The sequence below is a fragment of the Nocardia sp. CNS-044 genome (assembly GCF_059570515.1).
Map to the genome: position 1 here is coordinate 954,267 of NZ_JCANSX010000007.1, position 16,761 is coordinate 971,027.

A 16,761-nucleotide genomic window follows, 5' to 3' on the forward strand; every position below is an offset into this window, starting at 1 on the left:
GCGGACAATTCACCGAACACCGGAGCCGATGCGGGCCCCACCGCTCGAGGACACACGTGACACTGGTCACCCCCGCTTTCGCGGCCCGCTCTCCACCGCGGTCACGCGCTCGGCGCGACCACCAAGCCGAGTTCGGCGTCCGAGGCGAGCAGGTCGTTGTGCGGGAGCACGCGGACGGTGTACCCGACGGCGCCGGAGACCGGCAGCGGTGTCTCCACCCGGAAGAACTCCACGCCGGAATCGGACCCGACGTGCGTCATCGGCATGGTGGTGACATCGGAGAGCTCGTCGGTCGGCGAGACACGACCGATCACGGCCTGCACCACCACATCCGACAGGCTCAAACCGCCCAGCTCGACGCGCGCCGTGAGCGACAGCGGCGCGCCGATGATCGGCGTGTCCGGCAGCCCGGCGCTGTCCACCTGGATCACCTTCACCGACGGCCAGGCCGCCGCGACGCGTCCGCGATACTCCGCGGTCGCGCGCGCGCCCGCGAACTCGTCGCCCACCGCGCGCCGCAGTGCGTTCGCGGCGGGTGCGTAGTACTCCACGGCGTAATCCCGGACCATGCGGGAGGCCAGCACCTTCGGGCCGAGCGTCTGCAAGGTGTGCCGCACCATCTCGACCCAGCGCACCGGCATGTCCGAGCCGTCGCGGTCGTAGAACCGCGGTGCGACGGCGCGTTCGAACAGGTCGTAGAGGGCGGCGGCCTCCAGATCGTCGCGGCGGTGTTCGTCGGAGACGCCGTCGGCGGTGGGAATCGCCCAGCCGTTCTCGCCGTCGTACATCTCGTCCCACCAGCCGTCCCGGATGGAGAGATTGAGTCCGCCGTTGAGCGCGGACTTCATGCCCGAGGTGCCGCACGCCTCCAGCGGGCGCAGCGGATTGTTCAGCCACACGTCGCAGCCCCAGTACAGGTACCGGGCCATCGACATGTCGTAGTCGGGCAGGAAGACGATGCGATGGCGCACCTCGGGATCGTCGGCGAACCGGACGACCTGCTGGATCAGCGACTTGCCCCCGTCGTCGGCGGGGTGGCTCTTGCCCGCGACGACCAACTGCACCGGCCGCTCCGGATGCAGCAGCAGGGTGCGCAGCCGTTCCGGATCGCGCAGCATCAGGGTGAGGCGCTTGTAGGTCGGGACGCGGCGCGCGAAGCCGACGGTCAGCACATTGGGATCGAAGACCTGGTCGATCCAGCCCAGTTCCGCCGGGGCGGCGCCGCGCTCCAGCCAGGACGCGCGCAGCCTGCGGCGCACCTCGTCGACCAGCGTGGCGCGCAGCGTGTTCCGGGTGGACCACAGTTCGCCCAGATCCACATCGCGCAGCCGTTCCCAGCCGCGCGCCTCCTGGACCAGCCCCGCGCCGATGTGCTCGCGCGCCTTGTCGATCCACTCGCGCGCGGCCCAGGTCGGCGCGTGCACGCCGTTGGTGACCGAGCCGATCGGCACCTCCGCCGGGTCGAAGCCCGGCCACAGCGGCGCGAACATCCCGCGGCTGACCTCGCCGTGCAGCTGGGACACGCCGTTGGCGCGCTGGGCGAGCCGCAGACCCATGTGCGCCATGTTGAACACCGACGGATCGGCCTCGCGTCCCAGCGCCAGGATGCGGTCCACGGAAAGCCCTGGCAGCATGGCGGATTCGGTCTCACCGTGTCCGCCGCCGAAGTAGCGGCGCACCAGCGGCATCGGGAAGCGGTCGATACCCGCGGGCACCGGGGTGTGCGTGGTGAACACCGTGCCGGCCCGCACCGTGGCCAGCGCGGTGTCGAAATCGAGTCCGCCCGCGACGTATTCGCGGATCCGTTCGACGCCGAGGAAGCCCGCGTGGCCTTCGTTCATGTGGAACACATCGGGGTCCGGCAGGCCAGCGGCGCGGGTATAGGCGCGTACCGCGCGCACGCCGCCGATGCCCGCCAGAATCTCTTGCTTGATGCGGTGGTCCTGGTCGCCGCCGTACAGCCGGTCGGTGACGGCGCGCAGTTCCGGATCGTTCTCGGCGATGTCGGAATCCAACAGCAGCAACGGAATCCGCCCGACCTGCGCGATCCACACCCGCGCCCGCAGCACTTTGCCGTCGGGCATCGCCACGTGGACGAGCACCGGCGAGCCGGATTCATGGCCGTGATCCGTTGACCCCGCGTCACGCGAGCCGTCACTCGCGCCGCGGTCGCTGGTGAGCAGGCGCAGCGGCAACCCTTGCGGGTCGAGCCTCGGGTAGTGCTCGATCTGCCAGCCGTCCGAGGACAGCGACTGCCGGAAGTACCCCGATCGGTACAGCAGGCCGACGCCGATCAGCGGCAGGCCGAGATCCGAGGCCGCCTTGAGGTGATCGCCCGCCAGGATGCCGAGACCGCCGGAATAGTTGGGCAGCACCTCGGTGACGCCGAACTCCATCGAGAAGTAGGCGATGCCGCGCGCGCCGTCCTCGTCGTTCTGGCGCTGGGACCAGCCGGGGCGGTCGAGATAGGCGCGCAGGTCCGCGGCGGCCGCGTCGACCCGGCCCGCGTAGTCCGCGTCGGCGGCCAGTTCGTCGAGCCGGTCGGCGGGCACCTCCCCGAGCATGCGGACGGGATCGCGCCCGACCTCACGCCACAGTTCGGGGTCGAGTTCCTCGAAGAGATCCTGCGTCGGCCAATGCCACGACCAGCGCAGATTCGTGGAGAGTTCGCCCAGCGCCGCGAGACGCTCGGGCAGATGGGCACGGACGGTGAATCGACGCAATGCCTTCACTCCGGGAACCCTACCGAACGCCACGCGCCTCGGCCGCCCCGACGACGTGACTCACCGGTCGGCGAACTTCTCGGCGACGTACTCGGCACTGAACTGAGCGGTGTACTCCGCGCTCGGCGGGATCTCCGTGATCATGTCGATCAGGACGCCGCTCGGGTCGGCGACGATGAAGTGGCGCTGGCCGAAGTCTTCGGACCTGATTTCCAGCTCGGCGTTCAGCCCGCCCCGCACGACGAGGCGCTCCCATTCCGCGTCGACGTCGTCGACCTCGAAGTTGAGCACCAGTCCCTGCACCGGCTTCCGGTAGGCCTCCGGCACCGTCGGGTGCGTGTGGTCGAGCAGCGCGAACTCGTATTCGGGCTCGTCGGCGCCACCGCGGCGGCGCAGGCTGATGTACCAGTCCGCTTCGAAGGTGATCTCGAAGCCGAGCCACTCGGTGTAGAAGTCGCGCGATTCCGCGAGCCGGGTGGTGCAGAGGACGGGGTAGAAGCTGCCGAGTTTCATGTCCAACCTTTCACGTACCGATGGTATGTGAAGTAAGATAGTTCGCATACCGATGGAATGTCAACGGAGAGGTTTTCGATGCCGAGCACCCTGCGCGCGCAGCAGCGCGAAGAGACCCGCCGCGCGCTGCTGCGCGCGAGCAGACGCCTGTTCGCCGCGAAAGGCTATGGCGCCGTGGGCCTCTCGGAGATCGTCGCGGCAACGGGCGTCACCAAGGGCGCGCTCTACCACAACTTCGCCAGCAAGACCGAGCTGTTCCGCGCCGTCCTGGAGCAGGTGCAGCAGGAAGTCGGCGAGCGGGTCGCCGCGGCCGCCGACCCCGCCTCGGATGCCTGGACCCAGCTGGTCTCCGGGTGCGCGGCGTTCCTCGCCACCTGCACCGATCCCGAGATCCAGCGCATCATGCTGATCGACGGCCCCGCGGTGCTCGGCTGGCACGAATGGCGGGCGCTGGACGAGGCCAACTCCGCCCGGCATCTCGGCGAGGCTTTGCGACTGCTGGTCGACACGGGCGTGCTCGCACCACAGCCGATCGCCCCGCTCACCCACCTGCTCTCCGGCGCTATGAACGAGGCCGCGCTCTGGCTGACGACCGCGTCCGAGCCCGACGCGCTCGACCAGACCACGACCGCCCTGCGCGCACTGCTCGAGGGCCTGCGGGACAAGCGGTCGCACTGAAAATCGAATCCACTGGCCGGACTGCTCCGCCCGTGCCACCATCGGCTGATGCCGCACTGGGTCGACGTGCTCCCCGAATTCCTGCTCGCCTGCCTGGCGCTGGCCGCGCTGCCCGGCCCGGCGACGGCGCTGTTCCTGCAACGGTCGGTGCGCGACGGCCGCCGCGCGGGACTCGCCGCGGTGGCAGGCAACGAGATAGGCGTGTTCGGCTGGACGCTCGCGGGCGGCGCCGGTCTTTCGGTCCTGCTGGTCGCGAACGCCGTGCTGAACACCGCCGTGCACGCGCTCGGCGCGGCGGTGCTGATCTGGCTCGGCGTGCAGGCCTGGCGCGGCGCGGGCCGCGACGACGCGTTCGGCTCCACCATGACGACGCTGCTGCCCGCGGGACGCACCCCCGCCGCGGCTTTCCGCGCCGCCTTGCTCTCGATCGCCGCCAACCCCAAGGCCGCGGTCTTCGGCCTGACGATCCTGCCGCAGTTCCTGCCGACCAGCGGGCCGGTGCTGCCGACGGTGCTGGTCCTCGCCGCGATCCAGCTGGTCATCGACACCGCTTGGTGCGTCGGCGTCGTGCTCGCCGCGGACCGCGCTGGCGGCCTGCTGCGCCGCGCGCGCATCCGGCAGCGGGTGGAGCGCGCGCTGGGCGCGGCGCTGGTGGCGCTCGGCCTCGGCCTGGCCGCCGATGCCCGCTGAATCCGCATCATCGGCACGGCACCGGGTAGGTTGGTCCACGTGACCGGCCGCATCGCCATCGATGACACCGCCCCGTCCATCCCCGGCGGCCGCCCGGCCAAGGCCGTGGTGGGCGAGGTGTTCCCGGTGCGCGCCGTGGTGTGGCGCGAGGGACACGACGCGGTCGCCGCCACGCTCACGGTGCGCGCTCCCGGAGCGTCCCGGGCCACCCGAATACGCATGACCCCGGAGTACGAGCCCGACGTCTTCAACGCCACCTTCGTACCGAACCAGCCCGGCGCGTGGACCTTCCGTGTGGAGGGCTGGAGCGATCCCATCGCGACTTGGCGGCACGCCGTGGAAGCCAAGCTTTCGGTCGGGCAGAGCGCCGTCGACCTGGCCAACGACCTCGAGATCGGCGCCCGGCTGTTCGACCGGGCGGCGCAGGCGCTGCCGAAGGCCAAGTTCGAGAAACTGCGGTCGGTGGCGGCGGCGTTGCGCAGCGACGCGCAGCTGCCCGCCCGCGTCGCGCCCGCGTTCAGCGAGGAGGTCGCCGAGATCCTGCGCGACACTCCGCTGCGCGAACTGGTGACCAGGGGCCAGCAGCACACCGTGCAGGTCGAGCGGCATCGCGCGCTGTACGGCTCGTGGTACGAGTTCTTCCCGCGCTCCACCGGCGGGTGGGACGCCGACGGCAAGCCGGTGCACGGCACCTTCGCCACCGCGACCAAGGAACTGTCCCGTATCGCGGGCATGGGCTTCGACGTGGTGTACCTGCCGCCGATCCATCCGATCGGCGAGGTGAACCGCAAGGGCCGCAACAACTCCCTGTCCGCCGAACCCGGCGACGTCGGCTCCCCGTGGGCGATCGGCTCGAAGGACGGCGGACACGACGCCGTGCATCCCGCACTCGGCACCGAGGCCGATTTCGCCGAATTCGTCGCCGCCGCCGGGCAACTCGGCCTGGAAGTCGCGCTCGACCTCGCGCTGCAATGCGCACCGGACCACCCGTGGGTCGCCGCGCATCCGGAGTGGTTCACCACGCTGCCCGACGGCACCATCGCCTTCGCCGAGAACCCGCCGAAGAAGTACCAGGACATCTATCCGGTCGACTTCGACAACGACGCCGACGGGCTCTACGCGGAAGTGCTGCGCGTGGTACGGCACTGGATCGGTTTGGGCGTCAAGATCTTCCGCGTCGACAACCCGCACACCAAGCCCGCCGACTTCTGGGAATGGTTGATCGCCACCGTGCGGCGCACCGACCCGGACGTGATCTTCCTGTCCGAGGCGTTCACCCGCCCGGCGCGCCTCTACGGCCTGGCCCGGCGCGGATTCAGCCAGTCCTACACGTATTTCACGTGGCGGGTGACGAAATGGGAGCTCACCGAGTTCGGCAACGAACTGGCCGCCAAGGCCGACGAGGCCCGCCCGAATCTGTTCGTGAACACCCCCGACATCCTGCACGAGAGCCTCCAGCACGGCGGGCCGGGCATGTTCGCCATCCGCGCCGTGCTCGCCGCAACTCTGTCACCGACCTGGGGCGTGTACTCGGGTTTCGAACTGTTCGAACACCAGGCCGTGCGTCCGGGCAGCGAGGAGTACCTGGACTCGGAGAAATACGAGCTGCGCCCCCGCCCGTTCGCCGAGGCGCTGTCCCGTGGCGAATCGCTGGAACCCTGGCTGACCAGGCTCAACGAGATCCGCCGCGCGCATCCGGCGCTGCAACAGCTGCGCTGCTTGCACTTCCACTACGTCGACAACGACGCCCTGCTCGCCTATTCGAAGTTCGATCCGGTCAGCGGCGACGCGGTGCTGACCGTCGTGAACCTGAACCCCTATGGCGCCGAACAGGGTTTCCTCTCGCTCGATCTACCCGCCATCGGTCGCGAATGGCACGACCATCCCGTGGTCGTCGACGAGGTGAGCGGCGAGGAATACCACTGGGCCCAGACGAATTACGTGCGCCTCGATCCCGCCAAGGCGGTCGCGCACATCATCGCGCTGCCGCCGGTGCCCGCGCCCGCACGACTGGAGCTGGCCTACCGGCGGTCGTTCCGATGACCCGCTCGGCCACCATCAACCGCCGCGATCTGATGCTGCTGGCGGCGGGCACCCATCACGACCCGCACACTGTCCTCGGCGCCCATCCGCACCCGGACGGCACGGTCGTGCGGGTGTTGCGGCCGCACGCCGACACCATCGCGGTGCGGGTCGGCGGGGACGACCATTCGCTGAAACCGTTGGGGTACGGGATCTTCGCGGCGGTGCTGCCTTACCCGGACCTGATGGACTATCGCGTGGTCACGACGTACACGGACGGACACACCGTGGTCGCCGCCGACGGTTACCGCTTCCTGCCCACCGTCGGCGAGCTGGATCTGCACCTGATCGGCGAGGGCCGCCACGAGCGGCTCTGGGACGTGCTCGGCGCCCACCCGCGCAGCTACACCACATTGGACGGCCCGGTCGAGGGCACCTCGTTCGCGGTATGGGCGCCGAATGCTCGCGGCGTCACCGTGATCGGCGATTTCGACGGGTGGAGCGGCAACACCGCGCCGATGCGGGCGCTCGGCTCGTCCGGGGTCTGGGAGGTCTTCGTCCCGGACGTCGGCGTGGGCACGAAGTACAAGTACCGGGTGCACGGCGCCGACGGACGCACCGTGGACCACGCCGACCCGCTGGCCTTCGCCACCGAACACCCGCCCGCGACGGCCTCGGTCGTCACCGAGAGCCGCTACACCTGGGGCGACGCGGACTGGCTCGAACGCCGTGCCGCGACCGACCCCAACCGCGCGCCGATGAGCGTCTACGAGGTGCACCTCGGCTCGTGGCGTCCCGGCCTCGGTTATCGCGAATTGGCCGAGCAGCTGGCCGATTACGTGCGGGCGGCGGGCTTCACCCATATCGAACTGCTGCCCATCGCCGAGCATCCGTTCGGCGGCTCCTGGGGTTATCAGGTCACCTCCTACTACGCCCCGACGGCGCGCTTCGGCTCCCCCGACGACTTCCGCGCCTTCGTCGACCACCTGCACGGCGCGGACATCGGCGTGCTGCTCGACTGGGTGCCCGCCCACTTCCCGCGCGACGAATGGGCGCTGGCCCGCTTCGACGGCACCCCGCTCTACGAGCACGCCGACCCGCGCCGCGGCGAGCAACTCGACTGGGGCACCTACATTTTCGACTTCGGCAGGCACGAGGTGCGCAACTTCCTCGTCGCCAACGCGCGCTACTGGATCGAGGAATTCCACATCGACGGCCTGCGCGTCGACGCCGTCGCCTCCATGCTCTACCTGGATTACTCACGCCGCGAAGGGGATTGGGAGCCGAACGTGCACGGCGGCAGGGAGAACCTGGAGGCCGTGGACTTCCTGCAAGACCTCAACGACACCGTGCACCGCCACCACCCCGGCGTCGTCACCGTCGCCGAGGAGTCCACCACCTGGCCCGGCGTCACCCGCGGCGCGGACGTCGGCGGCCTCGGCTTCACCATGAAATGGAACATGGGCTGGATGCACGACACCCTCGGCTTCCTGCGCCGGGACCCGATCCACCGCTCCTGGCACCACAACGAAATCACCTTCTCGCTGATGTACGCGTGGAGCGAGAACTACGTGCTACCGATCAGCCACGACGAGGTCGTGCACGGCAAGGGCACGCTGTGGACGCGGATGCCCGGCGACGATTTCGCCAAGGCGGCGGGCGTTCGAGCGCTGCTCGCCTACATGTGGGGCCATCCCGGCAAGCAGTTGTTGTTCATGGGCCAGGATTTCGGCCAGTTCCGCGAGTGGTCGCACGACCGCGGCCTGGACTGGGGCGAACTGGACAATCCCCTGCATTCCGGCATCGCCGCCGCGGTCCGCGACCTGAACTCCGCCTACCGCGCCCACCCGGCGTTCTGGAGCCAGGACACCACACCCGGCGGCTACTCCTGGCTGGAGGCCGACGACCGTGAGCACAACGTGCTGGCGTTCCTGCGCTACGGAGCGGACGGATCGGTCGTCGCGTGCGTGTACAACTTCTCGGGTTCGGTGCACGGTGAGTACCGCGTCGGGCTGCCCGTCCCCGGCGAGTGGACCGAGATCCTCAATACCGACGCGGCGGAGTACGGCGGTTCCGGCATCGGCAACTACGGCGCGGTGAAGACCGAGGAGATTCCCTGGCACGGGCGTCCGTTCTCGGCGAGCGTCGCGTTGGCGCCGAACAGCGCGGTGTGGTTGGCGGGTCCATCCGCCTGATCGCGGGCGCCCTTCCGATCGGCAACCGGCCAGCCGACGTTCCAGTCGATGGCCGCCTAGGCTCAACCGGCCCTGACCGCGCGGCGAATCCAATCCGACCGAAGGTCACCACTAGTCGGCCGACCACGATGCAGGTCACCTTCAGTCGGCACGCAAACCGGATCATCGAAGGTCGCCTCGAGCTGGCTTGCCTGGATGAAGGTGGCCCTTTGTCGTTTGCCGCGCCGACCATTCTGGACGGGGCCTGGCCGCTGCTGGATACGGTCTGCCGTGCCTGAACGCAGAAGACGCCCGGGCGTAATCGCTCCGGGCGTCTGCGGCACAAATATCAGTAGAGCGCGGCGGCGAGCTTCCTGCGAGCCGCGACCACGAACGGCTCGGCCTGGTCGAACAGCTCGAACAATTCGAGCAGCCGGGTCCGCGCCTTGGTGCGGTCGTCGCCCGCGGTGCGCTTGACCACGGCGATCAGCCGGTCGAACGCCGCTTCCGGCCGCTGGTTGAGCAGTTCCAGGTCGGCGGCGTCGATGGCGGCGTCGACATTCGCCGGGTCCTGGTCGGCGGTCGCGAGCGCCGAGTCCGGCACCCGCTGAGCCCTGGCCAGGAAGCGCAGCTGCCGCAGTGCGCCCTTGGCTTCCTCGTTGTTCGGCTCGGCGGCCAGAATCGCCTCGTAGGCGGCCTCCGCGCCGGCCAGGTCGCCGCGCTCGAGCGCGTCCTCGGCGGCGGCGAAGCGCGGGTCTTCCGCGGGCTGCGGCTGAGCAGCACCACCCTCGAGCTTGCCCGCGACCGCGTCGACCACCGCGTCGAGCCACTGCCGCACCTGCGGCTCGGGCTGCGCGCCCTCGAAATCGGCCAGCGGCTGCCCGGCGGCGATGGCGATCACCGTCGGGATGCCCTGCACCCGCAGCGCCTGCGCGATGCGCATGTTGGCCTCGGCCTCGACGGTGGCGAGCTCCCACGTGCCGCCGTCGGCCGCGACCAGCCGCTCCAGCGTCCTGACCAGCTCGACGCTGCCCGGGCTGCGCTGCGAGTACAGCGCGACGACCACCGGAACCTGCATCGACCGGCGCAGCACCTTGGTCTCGAAGTCCGCCTCGCCGACCGCGTAGTCGCCACCACCACCGGTCGCACCGGCGGGCGGCTGCTTCAGGCTGGACAGATCCACCGCTCCGGACATGGCAGCGGCGACGGCGGGCGAGGGACGGCGTGCGGCAGGTCGAGTCACGGTTTCCAGTTTGTCACGACGCGGCGCGAACGGCTTCCGCGGCGGGGGTCGCGTCGGCGTTGCTCGACACGTTGAGCTTGCCGGTGCGCACGGCCCAGACCTCGAAGATCACCGTGAAGAACGGCGGAATGCTGGACAGCAGCGCGAGCACGGTGGTCTTCCAGTTCCAGCCCAGTTCGCGCGCCGCGAGCAGCGCGGTCAGGACGAACAGGATGAAGATGGTGCCGTGCACCGGGCCGAAGATCTTCACGCCGATCTCGTTGCCCGGATCGGGAATGTACTTGAACGCCATTCCCACGAGCAGACCCAGCCACGACAGTGCCTCGAGCACCGCGAAGAATCGGAATCTACCGGCGACGCTGCGCAGATCGAAGAAACCCATGCGCACCATTGTGCCGTATGCACTACGACGGGTCGTAGTTGAACCCGTCACACCGGCCGACCCGCGGTGTGTCCGCACGGACACACCGAGCGGACGACATCGCGTCCGGCGCCGAATTCACCGAACGCGACGCGACCCGACGGGTACCCGTGCTGCGTCGACTAGACCTTGATGATCAGCGCGTCACCCTGACCGCCGCCGCCGCACAGCGCCGCCGCGCCGACACCGCCGCCGCGGCGCTTCAGCTCCAAGGCCAGGTGCAGCACGATGCGAGCGCCCGACATGCCGAGCGGGTGGCCGATCGCGATCGCGCCACCGTTGACGTTCACCTTCTCGGCATCGATGCCCAACTTGCGCGCCGAGGCGATGCCAACCGCCGCGAACGCCTCGTTGATCTCGACCACGTCCAGCTCGGCGGGCGAGATGCCCTCGCGCGCACAGGCCTTGGCGATGGCGTCGGCGGGCTGGTCCTGCAGCGTGGAGTCCGGTCCGGCGACGACGCCAGCGGCGCCGATCTCGGCGATCCAGCTCAGGCCGAGCTGCTGTGCCTTCTCCTTGCTCATCACGACCACCGCGGCCGCGCCGTCGGAGATCTGCGAGGCGGTGCCCGCGGTGATGGTGCCGTCCTTGCGGAAGGCCGGGCGCAGCTTGCCGAGCGATTCCGCGGTGGTGTCGGCCCGGACGCCCTCGTCCTTGCTCACCAGCACCGGATCGCCCTTGCGCTGCGGCACCTCGACCGGGACGACCTCGTCGTCGAACACGCCGTTCTTCCACGCCGCCGCCGCGCGCTGGTGCGAGGCCGCCGCGAACGCGTCCTGATCCGCCCGGCTGATCGGGTCGCGGTCGTTGCGCTGCTCGGTGAGCGCGCCCATGGCCTGGTCGGTGAAGATGTCGTGCAGGCCGTCGTAGGCCATGTGGTCGCGCATCGTCACGTCGCCGTACTTGAAGCCCTCGCGGCTCCTTTCGAGCAGGTGCGGCGCCTGGCTCATGGACTCCTGGCCGCCCGCGACGACGATCTCGTACTCGCCCGCGCGGATCAGCTGGTCGGCGAGCGCGATGGCGTTGATGCCGGACAGACACACCTTGTTCAAGGTCAGGGCGGGCACGTTCATCGGGATGCCCGCGGCCACCGCCGCCTGCCGGGCCGGGATCTGGCCCGCGCCCGCGGTGAGCACCTGGCCCATGATCACGTAGTCGACCTGCTCGGGCGCGACGCCGCCCTTCTCCAGCGCGGCCTTGATCGCGAAACCGCCGAGATCGGAACCGCTGAAGTCCTTCAGGCCGCCGAGCAGCCTGCCGACCGGGGTGCGCGCACCGGACACGATGACGGTTGTGGTCACGACGAGCCTCGCATTCGTTGGTGGAACCCGCGCGCCATCGCACGAGCGACGGCGCGGCGTCAATGTACTCAACGGTAGCCTGTGCGCCCTCGGCGACTTCACCCAGGTTGGCGCTACCGTCGAGTCGTGAGCAACGCAAACCAGACATCCGAACTCATTCCGGGCGACTACGTGGTGGCGGTCGACCACGTCGGCATCGCGGTCCCTGACCTGGACACCGCAATCGCCTGGTACGCCGAGAATCTCGGCATGATCGAGACCCACCGCGAGGTCAACGAGAGCCAGGGCGTGCACGAGGCCATGCTGTCGCTGCCCGGCGCACCGGACGGCGCGACTGCTCTGCAGTTGCTGGCTCCCCTCGACGCGGACTCGACTATCGCGAAGTTCATCGATCGCAGCGGACCGGGCCTTCAGCAGCTCGCCTACCGCGTCACCGACATCGAGGCCGTCTCGGCTCATCTGCGTGATCGCGGACTGCGTTTGCTGTACGAGGCCCCGCGACACGGAACTGCCGATTCCCGCATCAATTTCATCCACCCGAAGGATGCTGGCGGTGTGCTGATCGAGTTGGTCGAGCCGAACCCGAATGTTACGCACTAGTATCAAGATCGGGGCCGAAAAACTCGTCGGAATCACATTCGCGGTCGAGTCACCATCGGCCCTCCATAGGCTGTAGTTTGTGTGCCATGTCGTCACCCGAGTCCGATCGCAATCGCTTCGTTGCACTGCCCTTCACCGTTGTGCGCAAGGGTTATGCGCAAGACGAGGTGCGTAATTACTTCGACCGCTTCGATGCCGAGCTGAGGGTCACCGCCACCGATCGCGATGCTGCTGCGGCGCAAGCACGTAACCTCGCGAGCCAGTTGGAGGATGCGCGGGACGAGATCGACGAGCTCCGCAAGGAGGTCGACCGACTCTCGGTGCCGCCGACCACTGCCGAAGGCATGTCCGACCGCATCTCCCGCATGCTGCGCCTGGCCTCCGACGAGGCCTCCGAGGTCCGGGCCCTGGCCCAGGCCGAGGCTGCGGAAATGGTGTCGATCGCGGAGCAGCAGGCGACCGAGATGCGCGGCAAATACGAGTCGCTGCTCGCGGAGACCAAGGAGAAGCGCGAGGCGCTCGACATCGAGTTCGAGCAGACCCTAGCGAACGCACGCACCGAATCCGCGAAGATCATCGAAGCCGCTCAAGCCGAGGTCGAGCGCCTCGGCAAGGAAGCCGAAGCCAAGCGCAAGGCGACCCAGCAGGACTTCGAAGTCACCATGGCCGAGCGCCGCACCAAGCTCACCCGCGCCATGGAGGAGCTGGAGGCCACCAGCCGCGCCGAGGCCGCGCAGCGGATCAAGGACGCGACCGACGAGGCCAACCGTCTCATCACCTCCGCCACCCAGACCTCCGAGCGCAAGATCGCGCACGCCAAGGAACTGGCCGAGGAGATGCGCGTGCTGCGCGGCCGGGTGCTCGCCCAGCTGCTCGGCATCCGCGGCCAGCTCGACTCGGTGCCGGCGATGCTCGCGGCCGTCAACCGGGAAAGCGAACTGCTGGACGGTGTTCCGGAGCAGCGCAAGTCGATCGGCGGCAACACCAAGTCGGTCACCGGTTCCCGTCCGCCCAAGGCGATCCCCGAGGTCACCAACGAGGACGAGGACTTCGACGCCGACGAGCGCGAGAACGCCGACATCGCGAACTGACGTCGGCTCAGACGACGACGCAGTAGATCACCAGAGTTCACCCGAAGGCCGCTCCCGTCAGGGGGCGGCCTTCTTAGTTGTGCGCGGTTGTCGGTACGAAGAAAGGCTCCACGGCACTCGACGCCGTGGACCGCTCAGGACCAGCGTCGAGTGATTCGGCGCGTCCGGCGACCGTTCCAGCAGCCGCGGTGCCAGTGCCTGCGGTCGTCCTCGCCACCGTCGGCGGCCCAGGCGACGATATGGGCGACACCGGGCGGAATCTCGTGGTCGCATCCCGGGCAGCGGTAGGTCTTCGTGGCACGGGTACCGGGGATGGTGCGGACGACGTAGACCTCGTCGTCAGCTGGACCGCGTTCCGTACGGCCGAACACGTCGCCGAGCGGCGCGACGTCGGACCCGGCATGGTGGCGAGCGCGCGGTTTCCGACGAGGCATGCCGACAAGCGTAATAGGCAGCCGGTGACCAGGGTTCGTCCGTACACCGCGCGCTCGCCTACGCTGCCAGCGCTGGCGTTGGCGTTACCGGAACAACGCCCGAGCGAAGATGCGCCGCCCGGTGCGCACTCGCCTCACACAGCGATGGCCGCGCGAACCGGATTGTGGTCCGACAGTCCGTCGGCGCTCTCCACCGCGGCGTCGCTCGCGTACGCGCCATGGGTGACCACGTGGTCGATGAACTGAGACTTGCTTCCCGAGGTTCGCGGCCGAGTAGGCAACGAGCCCGTGGGCAACTCGGCCACGGTGAAACCCGCGCCGAGCCCTTCCGCCACGACGTCGCGATCGGCGTTGAAGTCACCGAGCAGGACCGCGGGACGCGACGGATCGGACAGCGCCCAGCCGGCGAGCCTCGACAGCTGCGGCCCGCTCCGTTCGTCGCCGCTGACGTGCGTAGCGACAACAGTCAGACCGGATGTCGCGACGACCAACGCGCCCTTGCCCGGATCATCCCCGAACGCCGCCGCCAACACCGTGTGCCCGGGATCGTCGACCACGAGCACCAGGTACTCGTCACGGTCCCGCAGCGAGGTCGGAATGCGCTTCGGCCGCGGCACCCGGGGATAGCGCAACGTGTGAATCGTGCGGCCGGGCAGCGCGTCACGCAGGGCGGCCAACTGATCGCCGCTGACCTCCTGCAGCGCGATGATCTGTTCGGAGCGCTTCGCCACCCGGGCGGCGACGGCGTCGATCCGCTCGTGCTCGACCGGCCACTTCTTCGTGACGTCCTCGTACCAGTTCTCGGCGTGCACGCGGTGCAGCACGTTCCAGGTGGCGACGGTGATCATGTGTCGGTATCCGAAGTCAGAAGAGGCGGAACTCGTTGCTCTCCGTGCCGCGCAGGGCATCGTAATCGAGTGTGAGGCAACGGATGCCGCGGTCCTCGGCCAGCGTGCGCGCCTGCGGCTTGATCTGCTGAGCGGCGAACACACCGGACACGGGGGCCAGCAGCGGATCCCGGTTCAGCAGCTCGAGATAGCGGGTCAGCTGTTCCACGCCGTCGATCTCACCGCGCCGCTTGATCTCCACCGCGACGGTGGCGCCGTCGGCATCGCGGCAGAGCAGGTCCACCGGGCCGATGGCGGTCATGTACTCGCGTCGGACGAGGGTGTAGCCGGGGCCGAGGGTCTGCACGTGTTCGGCGAGCAGCTCCTGAAGATGGGCCTCCACACCGTCTTTCACCAGACCCGGGTCGACCCCGAGCTCGTGCGACGAGTCGTGCTCCACGTCCTCGATGGTGATGCGCAACTCCTCCCCCGCCTTGTTCGTCACCACCCACAGCGCCTTCGCGCCCTCGGGCAGTTCCGCGGCGGCCGCATCCCGCTCTTCCAGCCAGCACGGCGGGCTCATCCAGTTCAGCGGCTTGTACGAGCCGCCGTCGGAATGAACGAGCACCGAACCGTCGGCCTTGATCAACAGCAGCCTGCGGGCCATCGGAAGGTGAGCGGTCAAACGACCGACGTAGTCGACCTGGCAACGAGCAATCACGAGGCGCACCGGTCGAGTCTAGGCCCTGCACCACATCGGCCGGGACCCGCCCGACCTACTCAGTGCAGCGGCACGAAGCAGTATGTCGCGCGCTCGCTTTCGTCGACGTAGTGAAGGTGGCTGACCGAGATGAATCTCATCTGTTCGGCGTAATCATCCGGTGCCGCTGTCTTGCACACCTCGGCGTCCATGACACCGGACACCTTGTGGTCGAGGCGTCCGCCACCGTCGCGACAGGTCCCGTCGTACTCGTAGCCAGCGCCTTTGGAGGTGTAGCAGTTCCCCACGATCAAGTTCGGCCCAGCGCACGAGTGCGCGATCGCATACTCCCCGTAGTGCTGCCCCTGCGTGGTGATCAGCATTTCCGAGGTTGCGCAGTCGACCTCGATATCCGTATCGGTCACGATCGCCGACTGAGTGATCTTCTTCGCCGCCGCCGGGTCGCTGCATTCCTTCACCGAAAGCGGGCCGTGCAGGTGGACAACAATGCCCGTCAGGTCGGTACAACTGCCAACGGCGGGAATCTGCATCGGTCCGGAGTCCGCGGCCGAGGAAGACGACGCACCCGCTCGCCACAGCACCGCTGCCGTGACGCCGCCGATCAGGACGAGCACGCCCAAGATCGCCACGGCGGCTACGACGCCGGCGCGCCCTCGCCTCGGTGGCGGGAAGCCCGGCGGCGGAAAGCCCTGCGGACCGGACGCTGGGTAGCCCTGCGGATTCGGCGCCGGGTAGCCCTGCGGAAATCCGTGTTGCGGCGATCCCGGGGCGTAGTGGTATCCGGGATTCTGGTACGCGGGAGGCGTCGGGTACGAGCCGGGTGCGGGCGCCGGTTCCGGCTTGTCGAAACCACCTGGAAAACTCAATGCACTTCCCCCACTCCCGAGTTCCACTCTCCCAGCGAGAGTGTAGCGGGCCGAAACCGCCTGTGCTGAAAGCCGTTTCACCCAAACGCAAAAAGGCCCCCAGCTGATGCTGGGGGCCTTTCGCAATGATGTTCCGGCGGTGTCCTACTCTCCCACACCCTGTCGAGTGCAGTACCATCGGCGCAGGTGGCCTTAGCTTCCGGGTTCGGAATGGGACCGGGCGTTTCCCCACCGCTATAGCCGCCGTAACTCTATGAAACTATCCACACCAACAGCGCACACACCACCCCGTGAGAGGGTGATGCGGCTGCAGTGTCTGTGTGTTGTTTCAGATACCGCACAGTGGACGCGTAGCTTCTTTGTTGGTAAGTCCTCGGCCGATTAGTACCAGTCACCTCCACACGTTACCGTGCTTCCAGTTCTGGCCTATCAACCCCATGGTCTGTGGGGGGCCTTA

15 protein-coding genes and 2 rRNA genes are annotated in these 16,761 nt (G+C 68.7%); 6 read left to right on the plus strand and 11 right to left on the minus strand.

Annotation, left to right across the window (positions count from 1 at the left end; genetic code table 11):
* Positions 1–101 precede the first annotated feature (101 nt).
* Together glgP and T333_RS19140 are read right to left on the minus strand one after the other, a co-directional pair.
* Positions 102–2,732, minus strand: a complete 2,631-nt coding sequence (gene glgP / locus T333_RS19135) for an alpha-glucan family phosphorylase (RefSeq protein WP_496425290.1) — start codon at positions 2,730–2,732, stop codon at positions 102–104.
* Between the two features lie 51 nt (positions 2,733–2,783).
* Positions 2,784–3,236 (minus strand): VOC family protein, encoded by a 453-nt coding sequence (locus tag T333_RS19140; RefSeq protein ID WP_496425291.1) that lies wholly within the window; start codon positions 3,234–3,236, stop codon positions 2,784–2,786.
* 78 nt (positions 3,237–3,314) lie between these two features.
* Here T333_RS19140 and T333_RS19145 point away from each other — a divergent pair, with 78 nt between their 5' ends.
* Genes T333_RS19145 through glgB form a run of 4 tightly spaced genes read left to right on the plus strand, consistent with a single transcriptional unit; the run spans position 3,315 to position 8,821 of the window.
* Positions 3,315–3,914, plus strand: a complete 600-nt coding sequence (locus tag T333_RS19145; RefSeq protein WP_496425292.1) for a TetR/AcrR family transcriptional regulator — start codon at positions 3,315–3,317, stop codon at positions 3,912–3,914.
* Positions 3,915–3,962: 48 nt separating this feature from the next.
* Entirely contained in the window at positions 3,963–4,604 is a 642-nt protein-coding gene (locus T333_RS19150; protein ID WP_357252624.1) for a LysE family translocator, read from the plus strand.
* Positions 4,605–4,643: 39 nt separating this feature from the next.
* Positions 4,644–6,647 (plus strand): alpha-1,4-glucan--maltose-1-phosphate maltosyltransferase, encoded by a 2,004-nt coding sequence (locus T333_RS19155; RefSeq protein ID WP_355001127.1) that lies wholly within the window; start codon positions 4,644–4,646, stop codon positions 6,645–6,647.
* The gene (glgB, locus tag T333_RS19160; protein ID WP_496425293.1) at positions 6,644–8,821 is read left to right on the plus strand and encodes a 1,4-alpha-glucan branching protein GlgB; all 2,178 of its coding nucleotides are present in this window, start codon (positions 6,644–6,646) and stop codon (positions 8,819–8,821) included. The genes T333_RS19155 and glgB overlap by 4 nt, the downstream gene beginning before the upstream one ends.
* A gap of 328 nt (positions 8,822–9,149) precedes the next feature.
* On the opposite strand, the gene T333_RS19165 is transcribed toward glgB, so the two are convergent.
* The 3 genes from T333_RS19165 to T333_RS19175 all read right to left on the minus strand — a co-directional run bounded on the left by T333_RS19165 (position 9,150) and on the right by T333_RS19175 (position 11,765).
* The gene (locus tag T333_RS19165; RefSeq protein WP_357252673.1) at positions 9,150–9,995 is read right to left on the minus strand and encodes a tetratricopeptide repeat protein; all 846 of its coding nucleotides are present in this window, start codon (positions 9,993–9,995) and stop codon (positions 9,150–9,152) included.
* Positions 9,996–10,056: 61 nt separating this feature from the next.
* Complete coding sequence (locus T333_RS19170) at positions 10,057–10,425, minus strand: DUF3817 domain-containing protein (RefSeq protein WP_496425294.1); 369 nt, start codon at positions 10,423–10,425, stop codon at positions 10,057–10,059.
* Between the two features lie 161 nt (positions 10,426–10,586).
* A complete protein-coding gene (locus tag T333_RS19175; RefSeq protein ID WP_496425295.1) occupies positions 10,587–11,765 on the minus strand; it encodes an acetyl-CoA C-acetyltransferase in 1,179 nt (392 codons plus the stop codon).
* Positions 11,766–11,891: 126 nt separating this feature from the next.
* On the opposite strand from T333_RS19175, the gene mce reads away from it, so the two are divergent.
* Both mce and T333_RS19185 read left to right on the plus strand, forming a co-directional pair.
* Positions 11,892–12,365: a methylmalonyl-CoA epimerase gene (gene mce, locus T333_RS19180; RefSeq protein ID WP_355001131.1), complete on the plus strand. Its 474-nt coding sequence runs from the start codon at positions 11,892–11,894 to the stop codon at positions 12,363–12,365.
* 86 nt (positions 12,366–12,451) lie between these two features.
* Positions 12,452–13,456 carry a coiled-coil domain-containing protein gene (locus tag T333_RS19185; protein ID WP_355001132.1) on the plus strand — a complete coding sequence of 335 codons (1,005 nt, stop codon included), beginning with the start codon at positions 12,452–12,454 and terminating at the stop codon, positions 13,454–13,456.
* Positions 13,457–13,590: 134 nt separating this feature from the next.
* Here T333_RS19185 and T333_RS19190 read toward each other — a convergent pair whose 3' ends face one another.
* From T333_RS19190 to T333_RS19215, 6 genes are all read right to left on the minus strand, one after another.
* Entirely contained in the window at positions 13,591–13,890 is a 300-nt protein-coding gene (locus T333_RS19190) for an Rv1322 family protein (RefSeq protein ID WP_253815591.1), read from the minus strand.
* Between the two features lie 134 nt (positions 13,891–14,024).
* Entirely contained in the window at positions 14,025–14,738 is a 714-nt protein-coding gene (locus T333_RS19195; RefSeq protein WP_496425296.1) for an endonuclease/exonuclease/phosphatase family protein, read from the minus strand.
* Between the two features lie 16 nt (positions 14,739–14,754).
* The gene (nucS, locus tag T333_RS19200; protein WP_355001134.1) at positions 14,755–15,447 is read right to left on the minus strand and encodes an endonuclease NucS; all 693 of its coding nucleotides are present in this window, start codon (positions 15,445–15,447) and stop codon (positions 14,755–14,757) included.
* Between the two features lie 50 nt (positions 15,448–15,497).
* Positions 15,498–16,067: a hypothetical protein gene (locus T333_RS19205; protein WP_496425297.1), complete on the minus strand. Its 570-nt coding sequence runs from the start codon at positions 16,065–16,067 to the stop codon at positions 15,498–15,500.
* A gap of 368 nt (positions 16,068–16,435) precedes the next feature.
* Positions 16,436–16,552, minus strand: a 5S ribosomal RNA gene (rrf, locus tag T333_RS19210).
* Between the two features lie 113 nt (positions 16,553–16,665).
* Positions 16,666–16,761, minus strand: a 23S ribosomal RNA gene (locus tag T333_RS19215); the annotation flags it as partial.